Below are 18,769 nucleotides of genomic sequence, written 5' to 3' on the forward strand. Positions count from 1 at the left end.
TTAGTAAATCATTTATTTTTTGATATAGCGGCCACGACAACGGGCCTGGTTTTCTTCTCTTGTTTTTTTCGTGACAGTAATATACACGCCGTCACAATCAGGATACCTCCGGAAATCGTGTAGATATCCGGAATTTCCGTCCAGAAAAGGAACCCCCACATGGCATTGAAGACAATCCCAATGTAACGGGCGACCTCAACGACGACTACACTTTCATGGGTGAACGCCCTTGTCAGGAAGACTTGCCCGATGAGGGAAACCACTCCGATCGCCAGTAAGAACAGTGAATCTCTTACGGATGGAATGACAAAACTGTCCCACATGATCGGCAGCGCCGCAATCGTACCGGCTGCCAGGAAATAGAACACAATTTCATAGGAATGATGGGTTTTGCTTAAGTACCGGATACTTGCAGCTGCCCCTCCTGCAAATAATGCCCCCAGAACCCCAACCAATGCGTGGACAGAGTAAGAACTGTATACGCCTGGCTTCGCAACCAGGGCAATCCCCAACACGACTAGTGGAAGGATCGTCAGGGCCCCCTTTGGAACTTTCTCCTTTAGGAATAAAAAGGAGAACAGGACGGCGAAGAAGGGGGACAAGTGTGCCAAGATGCTTGCATCTGCCAATGTGATCTTCGAAATGGTGTAGAAATAAGCCAGCAAATAAAAAGCACCCAGCATCCCTCTTAGCATAAGCATCGGGATCCCGCTCCGGGAAAACGGTACACTCTTTTTTTTCATGAAAAGGAAAATGAGGAGAGCTCCTATGATACTCCTGAAAAATACGACTTCAGACGATGGGATGGAGTCCCCCACTCCTTTGACCAATGCATTCATGATGCTGAAGGTCAGCGATGATAGGACCGCCAACAAAACTCCATTTTTCATGACGGGACCTCCCTTGCCTCCACACCTTTACAGAAGCCCTTGATTGTCCTTCCTGTTTGCGACTGCCAATCTGTTACTCTCTGTTCAAACCTCTGTATGAAATGATTTGTCAAGGGCATGTTCGTACCTGATTCATGGCCTAATGACCGGATGTCCATCAGCTTCAGATAATCCTCCATTGGAATTCTCGGCATTACCCACTCGCCTGATTCCCTATGTGATACCTGAGGATAAGGAACCCTGGAAAATTCAAAGTATCTCCCATTTTCATCAGGTACGGAGAAAGGATCAATCAGTAGGGAAGCGTAACGTATGTACAACAAATACTCTTGCTTTGTCGTTTCGAATCCACTGAACCCCTCAATATCAGAGCGTGAAAGAGCCTCCTCTTTTACTGGATAATTATCATCATGAAGAAATTGAAGCAGATTGATAGGTTCTCCTCCCAACCTCTCTACCAGGATCGATAATTCTTTCCACAGCTTGACCATCTCAGAAATGGCTAAGGGGGTGACAGGACCTTCCGGATATAACTTATACAATGACTTTAGCGACTTTGTATCAGACAGAGTCTCATTCAATGAAAAGTCATTGATGAAAAAGGGAGGGTGAACATAGGTCGTGATATTCCTACACTCAGCCTCAATGGGGTGGTTTTTCACCACAACATCAATATTGGCATATTCTAATAACAGCCTTACCTTGTCCAATCCAGGCCCTTCCGTATTCGAGGCCGCGTAAATCCTTTTCTTTACGGATTTGGTAAAGGCGATGCAGGAGTCCTCTTTGAATTTTGTGGCAGCATAGTAGTTGGATAAACTAATCACTTCCATGTTCTCATCATTCACTAAATTGCTTATACGTTGGTTTGCACCTAATCCAGGTGACAACAGAATGACCGTTTTCACCCTTTTACGTTTTTGCACCTCTAGTGCATTTAGAATTTCTTCGTAACTGTCACTAGGTGTACATAGAATGATCGTGGAATATCGGTCTTCCACCTGATGAAATCCTTCATAAAAATGAGAAATGGTCACTTTTCCGGAAAGGGAGTGCCCGTCCTTCCCCTCTACTTTCAGCGTGTGATGATGCTCATACAAATACCGTTTCAGCTGCCTGGATCCAATGCTGTCACGGCAGGCAATCGAGATGTCTCCCCTCCATACCTTCCCTGCCAATACCGCCGTTTGAACGGCCGTGGGCCCTGCCCCGATGATCAATGAATGGTCCACCCTCTCACCGCCTTCCTGCGTATTCATTAGTTCTGATCAATAAGAGTGTGTCATAAATCGAATCAGTGTGTTGCGCCTGATGACGGGTTTGACTCCACCCCTCCATGTACCTCTCCTCCAGAGGATAGTTGAATACGGATTTCAGACCATTCCCGAATCGAACGACTACTTTCGCGCCTTCTTTCACCTTATTCTTCAAGTCTTCAATCACTTCCATCTTATTTCTGACCAGGGATGCGACAAACACGTGTGTAACGTCATTCAAGTCAGGATATTGGTGGATTTCACCATGCAGGAACGTCAGCCGGGATTCAAGCCCTGTGATACAGGCTACTTTTTTTGACAACGTGATGGCCTCTTGATCGAAGTCAAGACAGATCACGTCTGCACCGGTATCCTGCGCCATCGTGAGGGCACTTGTCGGCAACGCACCTGAACCGATGAACAACACCTTGGAATGTTCATGTACATGGAGCCGCCGATATTCTTCCCTTACGGATTCTGAAAGGGCGGATAAATAGTTCCCTAAGCTCTGTTGACCGACACGAACCGACTGATATTTTTCCATATCACATAATGCGCTCACAGACGTCTCCCTCAACTTCTCCGACAGCTCCTGGATTTCGTGCAGGGATCCCCACTCCTTCCATCTCCTATCATTTTCTTCACTTTTAATGAACCCGCATAGGTCATCTAATTTCCCCCGCAGTAACTCGTAACACTCATCACACTCTCTTGAATAATCTGCGAGAATAGAAATTTCAAATTCAAGGACCTGCAGCGCACACAGCAGTTCATATTTTGTCTTCATTACGCTTCACCTCTATCTTTTAAAGTTCCCCTTTTTCACCATAAAAGCGTAATCATTACGATTTATACTTTGCTAATATCGTAACGATTACGATTTAAATTGCATATTGCACCTATCAAGTCGTTAAGTCCATTCTTTTCCTGTTCTCGTGGTGATATCAACTGGCACGCAGCTGAATGATATATGGTTGAACGTGGACGGATGAGAACTTCCCACAAACATTAATCGTAATCGTTACGTTTTAATAGAGGATTAAGGATATTAAACCACATATTCTCAAAGCTGACAACTCCAACAAATCTACTATTTTCCGTCAAATTAGAAGATAGTGTCATTTATTTGTGATCTTCAGACTCTTTTCCTCACAGACAAAAAAAGCACGGTACCCGCTTCCAAAGGAGGAAACGGATACCGTACTGATGGATTCTATTTGCTATTATACGTATTGAATTCTGAAATATTTCTTCTTTCCGCGACGGATGATGGTAAATTGTCCTTCGATCTTGTCATCTTCACCCATCACATGTTGAAGGTCCGTTACGCGTTCTCCATTGATGTAGATCGCACCGTTGCCTACATCCTCACGTGCCTGACGCTTGGAAGGCGAAATTTTTGCATTGACTAGTAAATCGATCAATCCGATTTCTTCTCCTTTAGATTGTTCGAATGATGGAACATCTTTGAACCCTTCCATTATTTCCGAAGCTGATAATGACTTGATATCGCCGCTGAATAAAGCTTGAGTGATACGGATTGCCTGATCAAGTGCCTCTTCACCGTGGATAAGTTTCGTCATTTCTTCCCCAAGCGTCTTCTGTGCCTTGCGAAGATGAGGCTCTGTTTCAACAGAAGCCGAAAGTGTCTCGATCTCTTCATGTGAAAGGAATGTAAAGTACTTCAAGTACTTCACGACATCCGCATCAGCCGCGTTGATCCAGAACTGGTAGAACTCATAAGGAGAAGTCTTCTTCGGATCGAGCCATACCGCTCCACTTTCTGTCTTCCCGAATTTACTTCCATCCGCTTTCGTGACGAGTGGGATCGTGAAACCGAATGCTTTCGTCTCTTCTTCATGGGTACGTCTGATCAGTTCAAGACCTGTCGTGATGTTCCCCCACTGGTCGCTTCCACCAATCTGAAGCTTACAATTGTAGTTGTCATATAAATGATTGAAGTCCATTGCCTGAAGGATCGTGTATGTGAATTCAGTGAATGAAATACCGGATTCCAGACGGGACGCAATGGTATCTTTCGCCAACATATAATTTACACCCACATGCTTACCGAAATCACGAAGGAAAGTGACGACATCCATCGCTCCGATCCAGTCATAGTTATTCACCATTACGGCCCCATTGTCTCCATCGAAATCAAAAATGCTTTGAAGCTGTCCTTTAATACTCTCTACATTCCCCTGGATGGCTTCAATGGTCTGCAGTTTACGCTCTTCATTTTTCCCACTCGGATCACCGATCAATCCAGTGGCCCCTCCGACCAGCACAAGTGGACGATGCCCTTGGTTCTGGAAACGGCGAAGCGTCAAAAATGGCAGCAGATGCCCGATATGCATACTGTCCGCTGTCGGATCGATTCCGCAGTAAATCGAAATGCTCTCTTTATCCAATAAATCCTTCAAACCTTCTGCATCTGTTTGCTGATACGTGATCCCACGCCATTCCAAATCTTTAAGTAAATCCATTTCTATTCCTCCTCCAAATTAAACGTGCAGACAACAAAAAAGTCCCTGCATATATGCAGGGACGCTGTCGCGCGGTACCACCCAAATTAAGGATTAAGATCCTTCACTCATAAAGATAACGGCTCTCACCGTTTGCCGCTACTAACGTTCACGGCAAAAGCTCAAGGATGTAATTCATCGGCCATTTGTGTCAGTTCACAGCACCCACTGACTCTCTTCGTAACAGGGAAGGCAGACTACTTATTCCTCTCATTGCATGTATTATTGTACAGAAATCCGATGCTATGACGGATTATCATGTCGATCACTATAATAGGTTTTTACCATACTCCAAAATAATAGTCAACTAAACGCATGATAAAAGACCATTTTATTTGACTTTTTACGACAGCCTTCTTGTGAATATGCTATAATGGGAATGTTCTGGGGGGAATGATATATGAAGGAAAAATGGAACAAATTTCTCGATAAATTAGACCCTGCAATCAGGTTCTTTTCAAATACTAAATTTCAAAAACGAGCAAGAATTACATATGGAGTATTCTGGAACCTATCACTGATCCTGGTCGTGATTTTCGTACTTGGGTTTGCCTTTGCAGGAGGAGTAGGAGCGGGTTATTTCGCTTCACTCGTCAAGGAAGAACCGGTCCGTCCTTATGATCAAATGAAAAAGGACATCTACAACTATGAGGAAACCTCACGTCTTTACTTCGCCGATGACGTCTATCTGGGAAAACTCAGGACGGATCTTGAACGCGAAGAAGTGAAGCTTAAAGATATTTCACCGGATTTACAACATGCAGTCATTGCCACGGAAGATGAATACTTCAACGAACATAACGGTGTCGTACCGAAAGCGATCATGCGTGCCGTACTCCAGGAATTCACGAATTCATCCACTCAATCGGGCGGGAGTACACTCACTCAACAGCTGATCAAAAATCAAATCCTCACGAATGAAGTATCATTTGAGAGAAAAGCAAAAGAAATCCTTCTCGCTCTTCGCTTGGAAAGGTTTTTTGATAAAGATGAAATTCTTGAAGCCTATCTGAATGTAGCGACTCTGGGACGAAATTCTTCCGGTCAAAACATCGCAGGCGTTCAATCTGCCGCAAAAGGAATCTTCGGAGTGGAAGCAAAGGACCTGTCCCTTCCACAGGCAGCGTTCATCGCGGGTCTTCCACAGGCTCCTTTCTCTTACACACCATTTAAAAATAACGGTGAAGTGAAAGAGAATCTTGAAGCTGGGATGAACCGTAAAAACACGGTCCTCTACCGGATGCACCGGGAAGGATATATTACGAAAAAGCAGTATGATGATGCCGTTGCCTATGACGTCTCAAAGGATTTTGTGAAGCCGAAAGCGTCTCCGCAAGAGCAGTATCCTTGGCTTACAGCGGAACTTGAAAGCAGGGCAGTGGATATCTTGAAAGATGTTCTTGCCAAGAAAGATGGATATTCTAAAGAGGATCTTGAGAATAATGATGAACTCGAAGACAAGTACCATACGCTGGCTGACCGCAACGTCCGGCAAAGCGGATATGAAATCCATTCGACCATCAACAAGAAGATTTATGATCAAATGCAAAAAACGAAGGATGCGTATGATATGTACGGTCCTACCAAAACCATTACACAAAAAGATCCTGAAACAGGTGAAAATGTAGAAGTGCCACAGCCGGTACAGGTAGGTGCCGTGATGATTGAAAATAAAACAGGCCGAATCATCAGCTTCATAGGCGGACGTGATTTCAAATTGGAACAAATCAACCATGCCACCCAATCTCATCGATCGAACGGATCTACGATGAAACCATTGCTCGCGTATGCTCCTGCACTGGAATACGGCTATATTTCACCAGGTTCACCGATTCCTGATGTTGCCGTTAACATCAATGGCTGGACGCCGGAGAACTACTCGTTCAGGGAACGTGGACTTTTCCCAGCAAGATTCGCCCTGGCAGAATCCTTGAATATTCCTGCCGTGAGAACATATGCGAATATTTATAACCGGAATCCTTTTAAAGAGTTTCTGATGAAAATGGGCTTCAACTCTCTTTCTAGCCGATATGACAATAACCTGTCCCTTACTCTTGGAGCTACGACGACAGGTGTCACGGTTGAAGAAAATGTGAATGCCTACACTACCTTCGCCAATGGAGGAAAATTCATCGATGCGTTCATGATCGACAAAATTGTCGAGAAGGATGGAACGGTCGTTTATGAACATAAATCAGATCCTGTGGATGTATTCAGTCCTCAAACCGCTTATTTAACGATTGATATGATGCGAGATACCCTGGATCATAACCTGGGGACCGGACGTTACGCGAAAACCTTCCTGAACTTCAATTCAGACTGGGCCGGTAAATCCGGAACGAGTCAGGATTACAAAGATCACTGGTTTGTGGCAACAAATCCAAGCATCACCTTCGGAACCTGGTTCGGTTATGATACACCCTCTTCATTGAATACAGCTGCATCTCGTGCTCAATACGGGCATTACGGTTTACGTAATATCCGTTTGTGGTCTTATCTGTTGAACGATGTACGGGACCTTGCTCCCGATCTGATCGATCCTGATGCATCGTTCCAGCAGCCTGAAGGCATTGTCAGAAGATCTTTCTGTTCAATCTCAGGTCTGCTTCCATCAGAAGCGTGCAGCCAGGCAGGACTCGTGAAGAGTGATTTATTCAACGCGAAATTCGTCCCGACCAAAACGGATGACAGCTTGCTTATGAGCCGATACGTGATGGTAAACGGAAAGAAATACCTCGCTTTACCGAATACACCTGCCGAATTTTCACAGCCGGGCGTCATCTTGAACCCTGACTTTGTGAAAAACATCTTTGGAGCTGTACCGGGGAATCCAGATAAACTGATTCCGGATGGTGATGAACGATTTAAAAATGTCCTTGTCGCGGAAAATAAGATCTCCGATGACGGAGCCGCTCCTGGAACCGTCAATGCGAGCGGAAGCGGGAACACCATTACCTGGACCCCATCCGCAAGCGGCGACGTCGTCGGATACCGGGTATACAGCACTTCCGGCGGTCAAGTCGGAAGCGTCAAGTCGGGCTCAAGCTATGCCGTGTCCGTTGGGAATGGCGATTACTACGTAGTTGCAGTCGATGTGGCCGGTAAAGAGTCGGCCCGTTCCAATGCGGTGCAAATCGGAAAGCCGGAACCGAAACCCGACCCTAAACCAAAGCCCGATAAACCGGGTACGGACCCGAAACCACCGGAGGACAAACCAACCGATCCTCCGCCAAAACCGGATAAACCGGACAAACCAGAACCCCCACCACCTGAGGATGATGGGGGCGGTGACGGCGGTGGTGGCGACGGTGGAACAGAGCCTCCGACAGAACCGGGTGATCCACCAGCGCAGAACTGAAAAATGTTGAAAAGCGGGAAACGTCTTCATGACGCTTCCCGCTTTTTTATGAGTGCTCTTATTCGATTATTCGTGCAAATCTGGAGTTTTATATGGCAGTTTTGGGATGTATGTGCCGGACATTCAACTTGCGATTTTCATCTTCTATTTCTCCGGTTCATCCACCCTTCGACACACTCACCTTCCCCCCCTTTCCCCTCATCACATAACCCCCACTCCTAAAGGACAACGATTTACTTTATAGGAGCAGAGAATGTAAAGAAAACGCACTTGAATTCTCCATATCTATTGATTTATCAACATTTGGAGAGATTTAATTGTATACTGACCGTTTCCTTGTTCACATGGAAAATCACGGGAGATGAATTGATTATTGGAGAATGCGTCCATAATGGCTTATATTGATAGATAGAATAAGCGGAGATATTACTGTTAACCTTCAGAATAGAGCTGAATCGGGATTAATAGGCGGAGTTTTTCCGTTTAAGTGTAGTGAAATTACCCATAATCGGGCTTTTTTTGTGTTAATAGCCGGAATATTTCCGTCTATTTAAGCTATATTCAGTACTATTTACTAATTAAGAGGAATTTCTCCGCTTATTTATCAATCTCTCTTTAGCATCTCTGAACTTGTACAACTTACAGATGGATTCTTGAAAAAAAGCTTAGAGATAGTAGCATCTCTAAGCTTTTCTGATAGTGAACTAAGCAGTAAAATTATGTGATTGCCTATTTGACTAGGTCTACGATTGACCGTTTTGCCGCTCTCTAGTAAACCCGCTATCCTAACTAGCATAGGTTCGTCCATCTCTTAATCTTCCATCGTACTCAAATCTCCTGTCGGCAGATCTAACTCCCAGGCCTTCAGTACACGGCGCATGATTTTTCCGCTTCGTGTTTTCGGCAGCTTGTCGCGGAATTCGATTTCTCTTGGTGCCGCATGTGCAGCAAGCCCCTTCTTCACAAACTGTCGGATCTCTTCCTTGAGTTCATCCGTCACTTCGTACCCGTCGCGAAGAGCGATGAATGCCTTGATCACTTCCCCACGGACGGGATCAGGCTTTCCGATGACACCCGCTTCAGCAACAGCCGGATGTTCAACGAGCTTGCTCTCCACCTCGAAAGGTCCTACCCTTTCTCCGGACGTCATGATGACATCATCGATACGTCCCTGGAACCAGAAATATCCGTCTTCATCCATATAGGCAGAATCCCCTGATACATACCAGTCACCCGGCATGAAATAAGATTCATATTTCTGTGGATTATTCCAGATCTGGTTCATCATCGATGGCCAGCCTTTTTTGATGGCCAGATTCCCCATCCTGTACGGAGGCACTTCATTTCCCTGATCATCGACGATCGCCGCTTTTATGCCAGGGAAAGGTTTCCCCATAGAGCCCGGCTTGATTTCCATGCTTGGATAATTACAGATCAGCTGTCCACCTGTTTCCGTCATCCACCACGTATCATGGATGCGCAGGTTGAATACCTTCATCCCCCAACGGACAACTTCCGGATTTAACGGCTCCCCTACGCTGAGGATGTGACGGAGAGAGTTAAGGTCGAACTGTTTTACGACTTCATCCCCTGCCCCCATCAGCATTCTGAAGGCAGTCGGTGCACTGTACCACACTGTCACACCGTAATCTTCAATCGTTTTATACCAGTTCTCAGGTTTGAAGCGACCTCCCACAATGACATTAGAGGCTCCTGTCAGCCACGGACCGAAAATACCGTATGAAGTCCCTGTGACCCAGCCCGGATCCGCTGTGCACCAATACACGTCTTCTTCCTGGAGATCCAATACCCATTTGGACGTTTGGTAATGCTGGATCATTGCGTTATGAACATGAAGGACTCCTTTAGGCTTTCCAGTGGATCCTGACGTATAGTGAAGGATCAGTCCATCGTTCCGGTCCACCCACTCCACTGAAAGCTTATCGCTTGCTTCAGCAAATTTGGCCATAAAGTCCAAATGGACATCATCTTCCTCCACATCGCTGCCAACCAGGAAGACATGCTTCAAATTCGGCAGTTCACTTACAGGCACCCTCTTCAACAGCTCAGGCGTGGTGATGAGTACCTTCGCTTCACTGTCTTCCAGGCGATCCCGGACGGCCCCTTCCATAAAGGCTTCAAACAACGGTCCGACGATGGCCCCCAGTTTGATCGCACCCAATACGGAGAAATATAGTTCAGGAGATCTTGGCATGAAGATGAACACGCGGTCACCCTTTTCCACATCCCCGAAACGCTTTAATACGTTACCTGCTTTGTTCGACATCTTCTTCATATCAGAATACGTATACTTTTCATCACGTTCTGCATCTCGGTAATAAAGAGCGACTTTATTCTTCCTGAAAGATACTGCATGCCGGTCGATGGCTTCATGTGCCAAATTGACGCGACCTGTTTCCGCCCACGAAAATTCTTTCTCGACATCTTTCCAATCAAATGACTGGTACGTATTTTCATAGCTTTCAAGATTATAGTTTCCCTTTGTCACTGGTAACGCTTCCACTTTCATATACCGCATCCCCCTTATGTAAGAAATTACAATCTCATTATAGTATAAATCAGATATTTTCTCAATTTTTTAAAAAATCTGCCATGTAGTATAAACCTATGATTCCCTCTCAAAACATTGGTAGAATAGCATTCTCTATAAATATACCACTATAATATTCATCCTCAAACCGGCTGAATTTTTAGTGAAAGCGCTCTCTCATTTTCGATTTCATGTATAATGGAAGGGAGGAATATCTTTAGGTGGTGTCCATATGAAATTGAAAAAAACCTATAATGCTACAGAATTAAAAACGGCAAAAGGAAACATCGTTATTGAAGGGCCGATTTCGGCAGAGGAATTATCCCGCCTTGATTTTCACGAGGACCTGGTCGCGTTCAGACCTCCTGCCCAGCAGCACAAGGCACTTGTGGAAATAGCTGGTTTACCGGAAGGGCGGATCCTGATTGCACGGGACAACCATACCATTGTCGGGTATGTTACATATTTGTATCCTGATCCTCTTGAACGGTGGTCACAGGGGAAAATGGAGAATCTGATCGAGCTTGGTGCCATCGAGGTCATTCCCAAATTCCGCGGAGCGGCCGTTGGAAAGAATCTATTAAAGGTATCCATGATGGATGATCATATGGAAGACTTCATCGTCATTACGACTGAATATTATTGGCACTGGGACCTTAAAGGGACCGGGTTGAACGTATGGGAATACCGTAAAGTGATGGAAAAGATGATGAACGCCGGCGGACTGGAATATTACGCTACCGATGACCCTGAAATCAGCTCCCATCCTGCGAACTGCCTGATGGCACGAATCGGGAAAAGGGTGGATGCCGATTCCATTCAACGCTTCGACCAGCTTCGGTTTATGAATCGTTTCATGTATTAATGTACCAGTTTTCTAGAAGGGGTGGAGAACATGATTGTAGAAGAAATAATGAAAACGAAAGTTGAAACATTGAAAGCCGACGATACGATAGAGTCTGCGATTCGATTGATGCGTGATAAGAAAATCAAGCATATCCCGATTACGAATGACGATATGGAGGTCGTCGGAATCGTGAGCGACCGTGATGTCAAAGACGGGACACCTTCCATTTTTCATGATGGGCCAAGTACTTCCGAGTTACAAAACCCTCTTAAATTCATCATGAAGACGGAAGTGATCACAGGACATCCTCTGGATTTTGTCGAGGAGGTCGCGGCCCAATTTTATGAGCACCACATCAGCTGCCTACCGATCCTGAAAGAGAATAAGCTCGTCGGGATCATTACGGAAACGGACCTCCTGTATACGCTCATCCAATTGACCGGTGCCCATCAGCCCGGCTCTCAGATTGAAGTGAAGGTCCCTCATAAAGCAGGCATCCTCTATGAGGTGGCAGGAATCATCAGACGGAATAATTCCAATATCCAAAGTGTCCTCGTCTATCCCGATAAAAAAGACGAAGCATTTAAAATCCTTGTATTCCGGGTACGCACGATGAATCCGATGAACGTGATCAACGATCTTAAAAAAGAAGGATATGACGTGTTATGGCCAAACATGCCGGGAATTTCATCATGAACAAGGATGCAGTCTTTATCTATTCAGATGAGCTTCTCGGGTACCGGTTCTCTGATGAGCATCCCTTCAATCAAACCCGGATCACATTAACGATGGATTTGCTGAAAGAAGTGAATGCTCTTCGACCGGAGGATATCGTCCCTCCCCGGATGGCTACGGATGACGAGCTTTTCCTTAATCATGACCCGAATTATGTAAACGCTGTCAAGCGGGCAAGTGCCGGAGAGCTTTCCCAAGATCAGGCAGAAGGGTTTGGTATCGGTACAGAGGATACCCCGATGTTTCGAGGGATGCATGAAGCGAGTGCTTATTTAGTGGGAGGTACGCTAACTGCAGTCGATTACGTCATGACCGGGAAAGCGAAGCATGCCCTTCATCTCGGAGGCGGATTGCACCACGGATTCAAAGGCAAGGCATCGGGTTTCTGCATTTACAACGACAGCTCGGTGGCCATTCGCTATTTACAGGAAAAGTACGGGGCCAGGGTTCTCTATGTCGATACCGATGCCCATCATGGGGATGGTGTACAATGGTCCTTTTACGATGATCCCGATGTTTGTACCCTTTCCATCCATGAAACAGGACGGTATCTCTTCCCTGGGACGGGCAATATCAATGAGCGCGGTCATGGAAAAGGCTACGGATATTCATTCAATATCCCACTGGATGCCTTTACCGAGGACGAGTCGTGGCTCAATGCGTATAAAACATCTTTTCGTGAAGTCATTGAATTTTTCAAACCCGACGTCATCCTCACCCAGAACGGGGCGGACGCACATTACTATGATCCACTCACCCATCTCTCAGCTACGATGGAAATCTACCGGGAAATCCCCCGCATCGCTCATGAGCTTGCACATGAGTATTGCGGCGGGAAATGGATTGCCGTCGGCGGCGGCGGATATGACATATGGAGAGTCGTACCCAGAGCCTGGAGTCTGATCTGGATGGAAATGACGGGGCGGATGGACCACACTTCTTCTTTCCCTGCTAAATGGATCGAACGGTGGCAGAATAAAGCAGGTGTTCCATTGCCGACAGAATGGACCGATGCTCCTGACATCTACAAGCCGATTCCCAGAAAAGGGGAAATCACGGAAAAGAACAAACGAACCGTGGAGAAAGCCCTTTATTCGATTCGTCAAGCATTGAGACAAAAGCCAACCAGCTAACGGAACACCCTCTCGCAGCCGTTCCCTTGAAGGTCAAGGCTTCTTCATGTACAGTAGAAAAGAAAGAATGATAGAATAAGTGCCAAGCTCCCCAGAATGTGCCAGGGACTTGGCACTTACTTTCTGATTAAATTTATCTATCAATTTGTTTACATAGCTTTCTTCTAAAGGAAAATGTGTTAAACTCCTCCATAATCTTCTAAGAAAAAGGATGTGTGAGGCAATGAAAAAATATTTGCCGATAATGTTAACTGTATCGCTCATACTGGGAGCCTGTTCCTCCCCTACTGCGACGAAGGAAAAAGAAAAGGAAAAAGAAGAAGCGTCTTCAGAACAGAAGCCCAGCGAAGAGAAACAAAAAGAACCAGAAAAGAAACAAGAGCCTGAACAGCCTTATAAGCCTCTTGAGCCGAATGAAGGTGCCGTGTCACTGAAGGAAACCCTCACGAAAGAAGCCCAGGCTCAGACAAATCAGGAGGAGCAAAAGGAACAGCCCGAGCGTAAAGTGCCTTATGGTGAAACCCTATCATCCGGTATGGAAGATTTATCCGACGGGCCTTTAAAAGATCATCGTCTGGTAACCTATTACGGGACACCCGCGTCTAAGCATATGGGTATTCTTGGCCAGCTGGAACCTGAAGAATACATAAAAAAACTAAAAGAACAAGCTCAAGTCTATTCAGACCTGGACCCCGAGCGTCCTGCAGTACCGACGATTGAATTGATCACGACCATGGCCCAGAATGCACCGGGTAAAGATGGAGATTATGTTCAGATGACGTCTGAAGAAAATATCGAAACGTATGTGAAGCTTGCCGAGAAGCATGATGCCCTCGTCTTGCTTGATATTCAGCTTGGAACGGATACAGTCATGAATCAGGTGAAAATGGTGGAGAAATGGCTTAAGCACCCGAATGTTCACCTTGCGATCGACACGGAATTCCACGTAGCCCAAGGGGAAAAACCCGGAGAGGATCTCGGAGAAGTGGATGGCCGTGACATTCAAGAGGCAGTCGAGTATATCTCTGAACTTGCCGAAAAGAACAACCTCCCGGATAAATTGGTCCTCGTCCACCAATTCACCGGCCCCGTCCTGTTCAATAAAGATGCAATAGAGCCGACTGAAAATGTGGAAGTCGCCATTAACTTTGACGGCTGGGGAGCAGCTGCGGATAAGCAGGCACTCTACCGGAGATACATTCGTGATGAACCGGCACAGTATGGCGCATTCAAGATTTTCTATGAGAAAGATGTGCCTGTCCTCACTCCTGAAGAGGTACTGAAAATGGATCCAAGTCCTGCCGTCGTCAACTATCAATAACGTAAAAAAGCAAGGACCTCTACTATTATATAGAAGTCCTTGCTTTTTATTGTTCCTCAAATTGGGGATCGGTGATGATCACTTCAACCCGTCTGTTCTTTTGGAGATTTTCACTTGTATCATTCGGTGCAATCGGGCGTGTATCCCCATAACCGACGGCAATGAAGCGTGTTGGATCCAAATTCTCGGTCCGGGTTAAATAACGGATCACACTGCTTGCCCTTGCAGAGGAGAGCTCCCAGTTCGAGGGGAAACGGTATGTATCAATCGGACGATTATCCGTATGCCCTTCCACCTTTACAAAGTTCGGGATCTCAGCTAAAAGATCAGCTACTTTATTCAAGAACGGATAAGCCTCCTCGAGGACCGTCGCTTCACCGGAGTCAAACAGTGCCTGCTCCTGAAGTACAAGCACGACTCCCCGTTCCGTTCTGGTTGCTACGATCACGTCACTCAATTTATTTTCTTTCAAATAGCTTTGAATAGTTGAAAGCAGAGAGTTTAAATCCTGAACATCCTCACTTCCCTCCGGTTGTGAGACCTCCGATTCCTTTTCCGGCTCTGCCGACGGATCATCAAAAGGGATAACAGAAGGATAAAATTCAAGAATCTGCCGCTCCTGAAAGGAATCTGCGATGGTCCTGAATTTCACGATGTCGATTTGAGACATGGAGAATAATAGAATGAAGAATACCAGAATCAATGTGATAAGATCTGAAAACGTAACCATCCATTTCGGAGCGCCTTTAGGCTCAGATGCCGGTCTCCTCCTACGCTTCATCTTGCAGTGCCCCTCCTTTTCCCTTGAGAGAGTATAACTGCAATTCTTCCCGGGATAAGAAAACCCTTAGTTTCTCTTCCAGTATTTTCGGATTTTGACCGGATTGTACCCCGATGACGCCTTCTATCACAATTTGTTTCATGAATACTTCTTTCTCTGTCTTCATCGCAAGCTTGGATGCCATGGGAAGGAACACAAGATTTGCAAGTAACGATCCATACAGGGTCGTCAGTAAAGCAATTGCCATATTGGGGCCCAATGACGACGGATCATTCAGATTTTTCAACATCAGTACAAGACCGATCAGCGTCCCGATCATCCCCCAGGCAGGTGCATATTCCCCAGCTTTATCGAGTAAGCTCTTGTTTTTGCGATGTCTTTCTTCTAATGCAATGATTTCAGCATTCATAATGTCGATGATGACGTCCTGCTCGATTCCATCGACAGCGAGCAAGACCCCTTTTCTGATAAACGGATCCTCGACCATTTCCACTTCCGCCTCAAGTGAAAGAAGACCTTCACGTCTAGCTTTTTCAGATAATGTGACGAACGTACGAATCAGATCGTGAAGATCATATTCCACATCACGAAAGGATTCTCTCATCACTTTACCCAGCTGTTTCAATTCCCTCATCGAAAAGCTCACCAACATGGCCGCAATCAGTCCGCCGATGACAACGAGCATGGACGGAAGATCGATGAAGGAACGGAAGCCGGTCACGCCTGCATTCGAAATGATGGCGAACGCAACGAATAGAAACCCTACTACAACCCCGATTGGTGTAAGAACATCAAGCTTTTTCATTTTGACTCTCCCTACAAGAATAAGTTCTGTTTGTCTTTATCCATTATATCGACAAACTTCTTATTTTGTTGAGTTACGGTGCTCAAGTCGATGAGGAAGAACAACCGTCGATTCATCCACTGTTTCTTTGTTCATGTATTTCGTCAATAATCTCATCGCTACTGCCCCGATATCATATAAAGGCTGCACGACTGAAGTCAGTTGAGGTCTGACCATAAGGGCCAGTCTTGTATTATCAAAGCTGATAACCTCTACTTCTTCAGGGATGGACACATTCTGATCCTGAGCACCGTGAACGACACCAAGGGCCGTCTCGTCATTCCCAACGAAGATGGCTGTCGGCTTGTCCGGAAGCGCAGAGAACTTCTGCCATGCTTCAAGGCCAGAATCATATGTGTATTCGCCTTCTACAACGAGGTCATCACTGTATTCAACGCCTGCCTTGGCAAGCGCCTCTCTATATCCTTCCAGCTTGAACTTCATGTTGATCGTATCGTGGAATGGACCGCTTACGAATCCGATGCGCTTATGACCTTTTTCAAGCAGTTCAGAAACTGCATCAAAGGAAGCCGCCTTGTAATCGATATTGACAGAAGGAATTTTGTTCGTTTCTTCCACTGCACCCGCTAACACGATCGGCACAGGAGAACGTTCGAACTCCTGGACATGTTCTTCTGAAATATGTCCTCCAAGGAACAGGATGCCGTCCACTTGTTTCCCGAGCATCGTATTCAACAGATGAAGTTCCTTCTCGACATTCTGATCCGAGTTGCTCAAGATGATGTTGTATTTATACATCGTGGCGATATCCTCAATCCCACGTGCCAGTTCTGCATAGAATATATTTGAAATATCAGGGATGATGACTCCGACAGTCGTCGTCTTCTTACTCGCAAGGCCCCTTGCGACAGCATTCGGACGGTATCCTAGTCGATCAATGACCTCCAATACCTTCTTTCTTGTTGCCGGCTTCACATTCGGGTTTCCGTTCACGACACGGGAAACCGTCGCCATCGATACATTGGCTTCTCTCGCTACATCATATATTGTCACGTTCATAGCTTACACTCCTTTACTCTTCTACTCATTTACCTTATTCTACACCAAATAAACCTAAAGAAAAAAGCGATTACAATAGTTTGTTAAAAAATGCACATATTTATGTTCATATTAGTGTCTATATAGGTTATTTATCTGCAATTATGTAGATAATCATACGATAGTCTTTATATTCCTGCAATGTGAATGCTTTTTGTGCAAAAGATTATTATAGCACAGTGGCGGGGAATTGGGTTGGGCTTTTTTGTGTGGACATGGAAGTGAAAATGGGGTTTCGCCGATAATAACAATATTTCGCCGATAAAATGGGATTTTCGCTGATAAAATGGAAATTTCGCCGATAACCGAATCAGTCTGCTTAGCCAGCACCTCTATTCAACCGTCAAAAAGGCTGAATCCCCCAAAAAAGGATTCAGCCTTTCAATTATTTTATACCTCTATCGTTCTGCCCTTCAACAGCTCCTGGTAGAAATGATCGAATTGATCAAGATCCATCTGCTGAGCCGAGTCGGATAAGGCAACGGCAGGATCAGGATGGACTTCTGCCATGACTCCGTCTGCACCGATGGCAAGAGCGGCTTTAGCCGTTGGGAGAAGTAAATCCCTGCGTCCAGTAGAGTGAGTAACATCCACGAAAACCGGCAGATGCGTCTCCTGCTTCAGGATAGGCACAGCTGAAATGTCCAGAGTGTTTCTTGTCGCTCTTTCATACGTACGGATTCCACGTTCACACAGGATGATGTCACCATTTCCTTGTGAAATGATATATTCGGCTGCATTGATGAATTCATCGATCGTAGCAGCTAACCCACGCTTAAGTAATACGGGTTTTTTCACAGAACCGGCTGCTTTCAGCAATTCGAAGTTTTGCATATTACGCGCACCGATCTGAATGACGTCGATGTACTCAAGTGCCGGTTCGATATCGGCAGGATTGACGATTTCACTGACTACAGCCAGATCGTATTCGTCTGCCACTTTTTTAAGAATTTTGAGACCTTCGATTCCAAGGCCCTGGAAATCATAAGGTGATGTTCTCGGCTTGAACGCTCCGCCTCGAAGCAATTTCAACCCTTTAGCCTTCACGGCTTTCGCCACTGCCGCCACTTGTTCGTACGATTCTACAGCACATGGACCGAAGACGAAATGAGGTTTTCCATCTCCAATGGCTTCACCATTGATATTGACAATCGTATCCTCAGGTTTCTTTTTACGGGAAACAAGCAATGCTTTACGATGATCGTCTTTTTGAAGCTCCAAACCGGCTTTGAAGATTTCTTTAAAAATATGTTCAATGGTCGAATGTTCGAATGGACCATCATTATTTTCCTTGATCAAGTCAAGCATGCCTCTTTCACGAACAGGATCATAGCGGTATACTCCTTGAGTCTCCTTGACACGCCCGATTTCCTGAACTAGTTTAGCACGTTCATTGATGGTGTCTAATAGTTTTAAGTTCATCTCGTCGACTTGTTTTCGTAATTGATCGAGCTCTTGATTACTCACAA

The 18,769-nt window shown here is 45.5% G+C and carries 14 protein-coding genes and 1 other annotated feature; of the genes, 5 read left to right on the top strand and 9 right to left on the bottom strand.

Annotated elements, in window-relative coordinates:
* Window positions 1–8: 8 nt before the first annotated feature.
* From JI667_RS07585 to tyrS, 4 genes are all read right to left on the bottom strand, one after another.
* Complete coding sequence (locus JI667_RS07585) at window positions 9–890, bottom strand: DMT family transporter (protein WP_206851670.1); 882 nt, start codon at window positions 888–890, stop codon at window positions 9–11.
* Window positions 887–2,122, bottom strand: a complete 1,236-nt coding sequence (locus tag JI667_RS07590; protein ID WP_206851672.1) for an opine metallophore biosynthesis dehydrogenase — start codon at window positions 2,120–2,122, stop codon at window positions 887–889. The genes JI667_RS07585 and JI667_RS07590 overlap by 4 nt, the downstream gene beginning before the upstream one ends.
* Before the next feature lie 4 nt (window positions 2,123–2,126).
* Entirely contained in the window at window positions 2,127–2,933 is an 807-nt protein-coding gene (locus JI667_RS07595; protein ID WP_206851674.1) for a nicotianamine synthase family protein, read from the bottom strand.
* Window positions 2,934–3,369: 436 nt separating this feature from the next.
* Window positions 3,370–4,632 carry a tyrosine--tRNA ligase gene (gene tyrS, locus JI667_RS07600; RefSeq protein ID WP_206851676.1) on the bottom strand — a complete coding sequence of 421 codons (1,263 nt, stop codon included), beginning with the start codon at window positions 4,630–4,632 and terminating at the stop codon, window positions 3,370–3,372.
* 54 nt (window positions 4,633–4,686) lie between these two features.
* Window positions 4,687–4,894, bottom strand: a binding site (T-box leader).
* Window positions 4,895–5,071: 177 nt separating this feature from the next.
* Between tyrS and JI667_RS07605 the strand changes: the two genes are divergently transcribed.
* Entirely contained in the window at window positions 5,072–8,029 is a 2,958-nt protein-coding gene (locus JI667_RS07605) for a transglycosylase domain-containing protein (protein WP_206851678.1), read from the top strand.
* Between the two features lie 811 nt (window positions 8,030–8,840).
* On the opposite strand, the gene acsA is transcribed toward JI667_RS07605, so the two are convergent.
* Window positions 8,841–10,559: an acetate--CoA ligase gene (acsA, locus tag JI667_RS07610; RefSeq protein ID WP_206851680.1), complete on the bottom strand. Its 1,719-nt coding sequence runs from the start codon at window positions 10,557–10,559 to the stop codon at window positions 8,841–8,843.
* Between the two features lie 253 nt (window positions 10,560–10,812).
* On the opposite strand from acsA, the gene JI667_RS07615 reads away from it, so the two are divergent.
* From JI667_RS07615 to JI667_RS07630, 4 genes are all read left to right on the top strand, one after another.
* Window positions 10,813–11,445: a GNAT family N-acetyltransferase gene (locus JI667_RS07615; protein ID WP_206851682.1), complete on the top strand. Its 633-nt coding sequence runs from the start codon at window positions 10,813–10,815 to the stop codon at window positions 11,443–11,445.
* Between the two features lie 30 nt (window positions 11,446–11,475).
* Window positions 11,476–12,123 (top strand): acetoin utilization AcuB family protein, encoded by a 648-nt coding sequence (locus JI667_RS07620; RefSeq protein ID WP_206851684.1) that lies wholly within the window; start codon window positions 11,476–11,478, stop codon window positions 12,121–12,123.
* The gene (locus JI667_RS07625) at window positions 12,120–13,295 is read left to right on the top strand and encodes an acetoin utilization protein AcuC (RefSeq protein WP_206851875.1); all 1,176 of its coding nucleotides are present in this window, start codon (window positions 12,120–12,122) and stop codon (window positions 13,293–13,295) included. The genes JI667_RS07620 and JI667_RS07625 overlap by 4 nt, the downstream gene beginning before the upstream one ends.
* A 223-nt stretch (window positions 13,296–13,518) precedes the next feature.
* Window positions 13,519–14,616 carry a hypothetical protein gene (locus tag JI667_RS07630; protein WP_206851686.1) on the top strand — a complete coding sequence of 366 codons (1,098 nt, stop codon included), beginning with the start codon at window positions 13,519–13,521 and terminating at the stop codon, window positions 14,614–14,616.
* A 46-nt stretch (window positions 14,617–14,662) separates the two neighbouring features.
* Here the strand turns inward: JI667_RS07630 and motS are convergent, their stop codons facing one another.
* From motS to JI667_RS07650, 4 genes are all read right to left on the bottom strand, one after another.
* Window positions 14,663–15,397, bottom strand: a complete 735-nt coding sequence (motS, locus tag JI667_RS07635; RefSeq protein ID WP_206851688.1) for a flagellar motor protein MotS — start codon at window positions 15,395–15,397, stop codon at window positions 14,663–14,665.
* Entirely contained in the window at window positions 15,387–16,202 is an 816-nt protein-coding gene (motP, locus tag JI667_RS07640; RefSeq protein WP_206851694.1) for a flagellar motor protein MotP, read from the bottom strand. Before motP ends, motS begins: the two co-directional genes overlap by 11 nt.
* A 60-nt stretch (window positions 16,203–16,262) precedes the next feature.
* Window positions 16,263–17,261, bottom strand: coding sequence for a catabolite control protein A (gene ccpA / locus JI667_RS07645; protein WP_206851698.1), 999 nt, complete (start codon window positions 17,259–17,261; stop codon window positions 16,263–16,265).
* A 429-nt stretch (window positions 17,262–17,690) separates the two neighbouring features.
* Complete coding sequence (locus JI667_RS07650) at window positions 17,691–18,767, bottom strand: bifunctional 3-deoxy-7-phosphoheptulonate synthase/chorismate mutase (RefSeq protein WP_206851700.1); 1,077 nt, start codon at window positions 18,765–18,767, stop codon at window positions 17,691–17,693.
* Window positions 18,768–18,769: the final 2 nt, after the last annotated feature.

Source organism: Bacillus sp. NTK074B (assembly GCF_017303375.1).
Classification (GTDB): Bacteria; Bacillota; Bacilli; order Bacillales; family Bacillaceae_B; genus Rossellomorea.

Excerpts from the sequence above, each read along its gene's own strand:
- acsA (WP_206851680.1), bottom strand. The coding sequence starts at position 10,559 with ATGAAAGTGGAAGCGTTACCAGTGACAAAGGGAAACTATAATCTTGAA.
- tyrS (WP_206851676.1), bottom strand. The coding sequence starts at position 4,632 with ATGGATTTACTTAAAGATTTGGAATGGCGTGGGATCACGTATCAGCAA.
- motP (WP_206851694.1), bottom strand. The coding sequence starts at position 16,202 with ATGAAAAAGCTTGATGTTCTTACACCAATCGGGGTTGTAGTAGGGTTT.
- JI667_RS07625 (WP_206851875.1), top strand. The coding sequence starts at position 12,120 with ATGAACAAGGATGCAGTCTTTATCTATTCAGATGAGCTTCTCGGGTAC.
- JI667_RS07585 (WP_206851670.1), bottom strand. The coding sequence starts at position 890 with ATGAAAAATGGAGTTTTGTTGGCGGTCCTATCATCGCTGACCTTCAGC.
- JI667_RS07605 (WP_206851678.1), top strand. The coding sequence starts at position 5,072 with ATGAAGGAAAAATGGAACAAATTTCTCGATAAATTAGACCCTGCAATC.
- JI667_RS07630 (WP_206851686.1), top strand. The coding sequence starts at position 13,519 with ATGAAAAAATATTTGCCGATAATGTTAACTGTATCGCTCATACTGGGA.
- motS (WP_206851688.1), bottom strand. The coding sequence starts at position 15,397 with ATGAAGCGTAGGAGGAGACCGGCATCTGAGCCTAAAGGCGCTCCGAAA.
- JI667_RS07595 (WP_206851674.1), bottom strand. The coding sequence starts at position 2,933 with ATGAAGACAAAATATGAACTGCTGTGTGCGCTGCAGGTCCTTGAATTT.
- JI667_RS07615 (WP_206851682.1), top strand. The coding sequence starts at position 10,813 with ATGAAATTGAAAAAAACCTATAATGCTACAGAATTAAAAACGGCAAAA.
- ccpA (WP_206851698.1), bottom strand. The coding sequence starts at position 17,261 with ATGAACGTGACAATATATGATGTAGCGAGAGAAGCCAATGTATCGATG.
- JI667_RS07620 (WP_206851684.1), top strand. The coding sequence starts at position 11,476 with ATGATTGTAGAAGAAATAATGAAAACGAAAGTTGAAACATTGAAAGCC.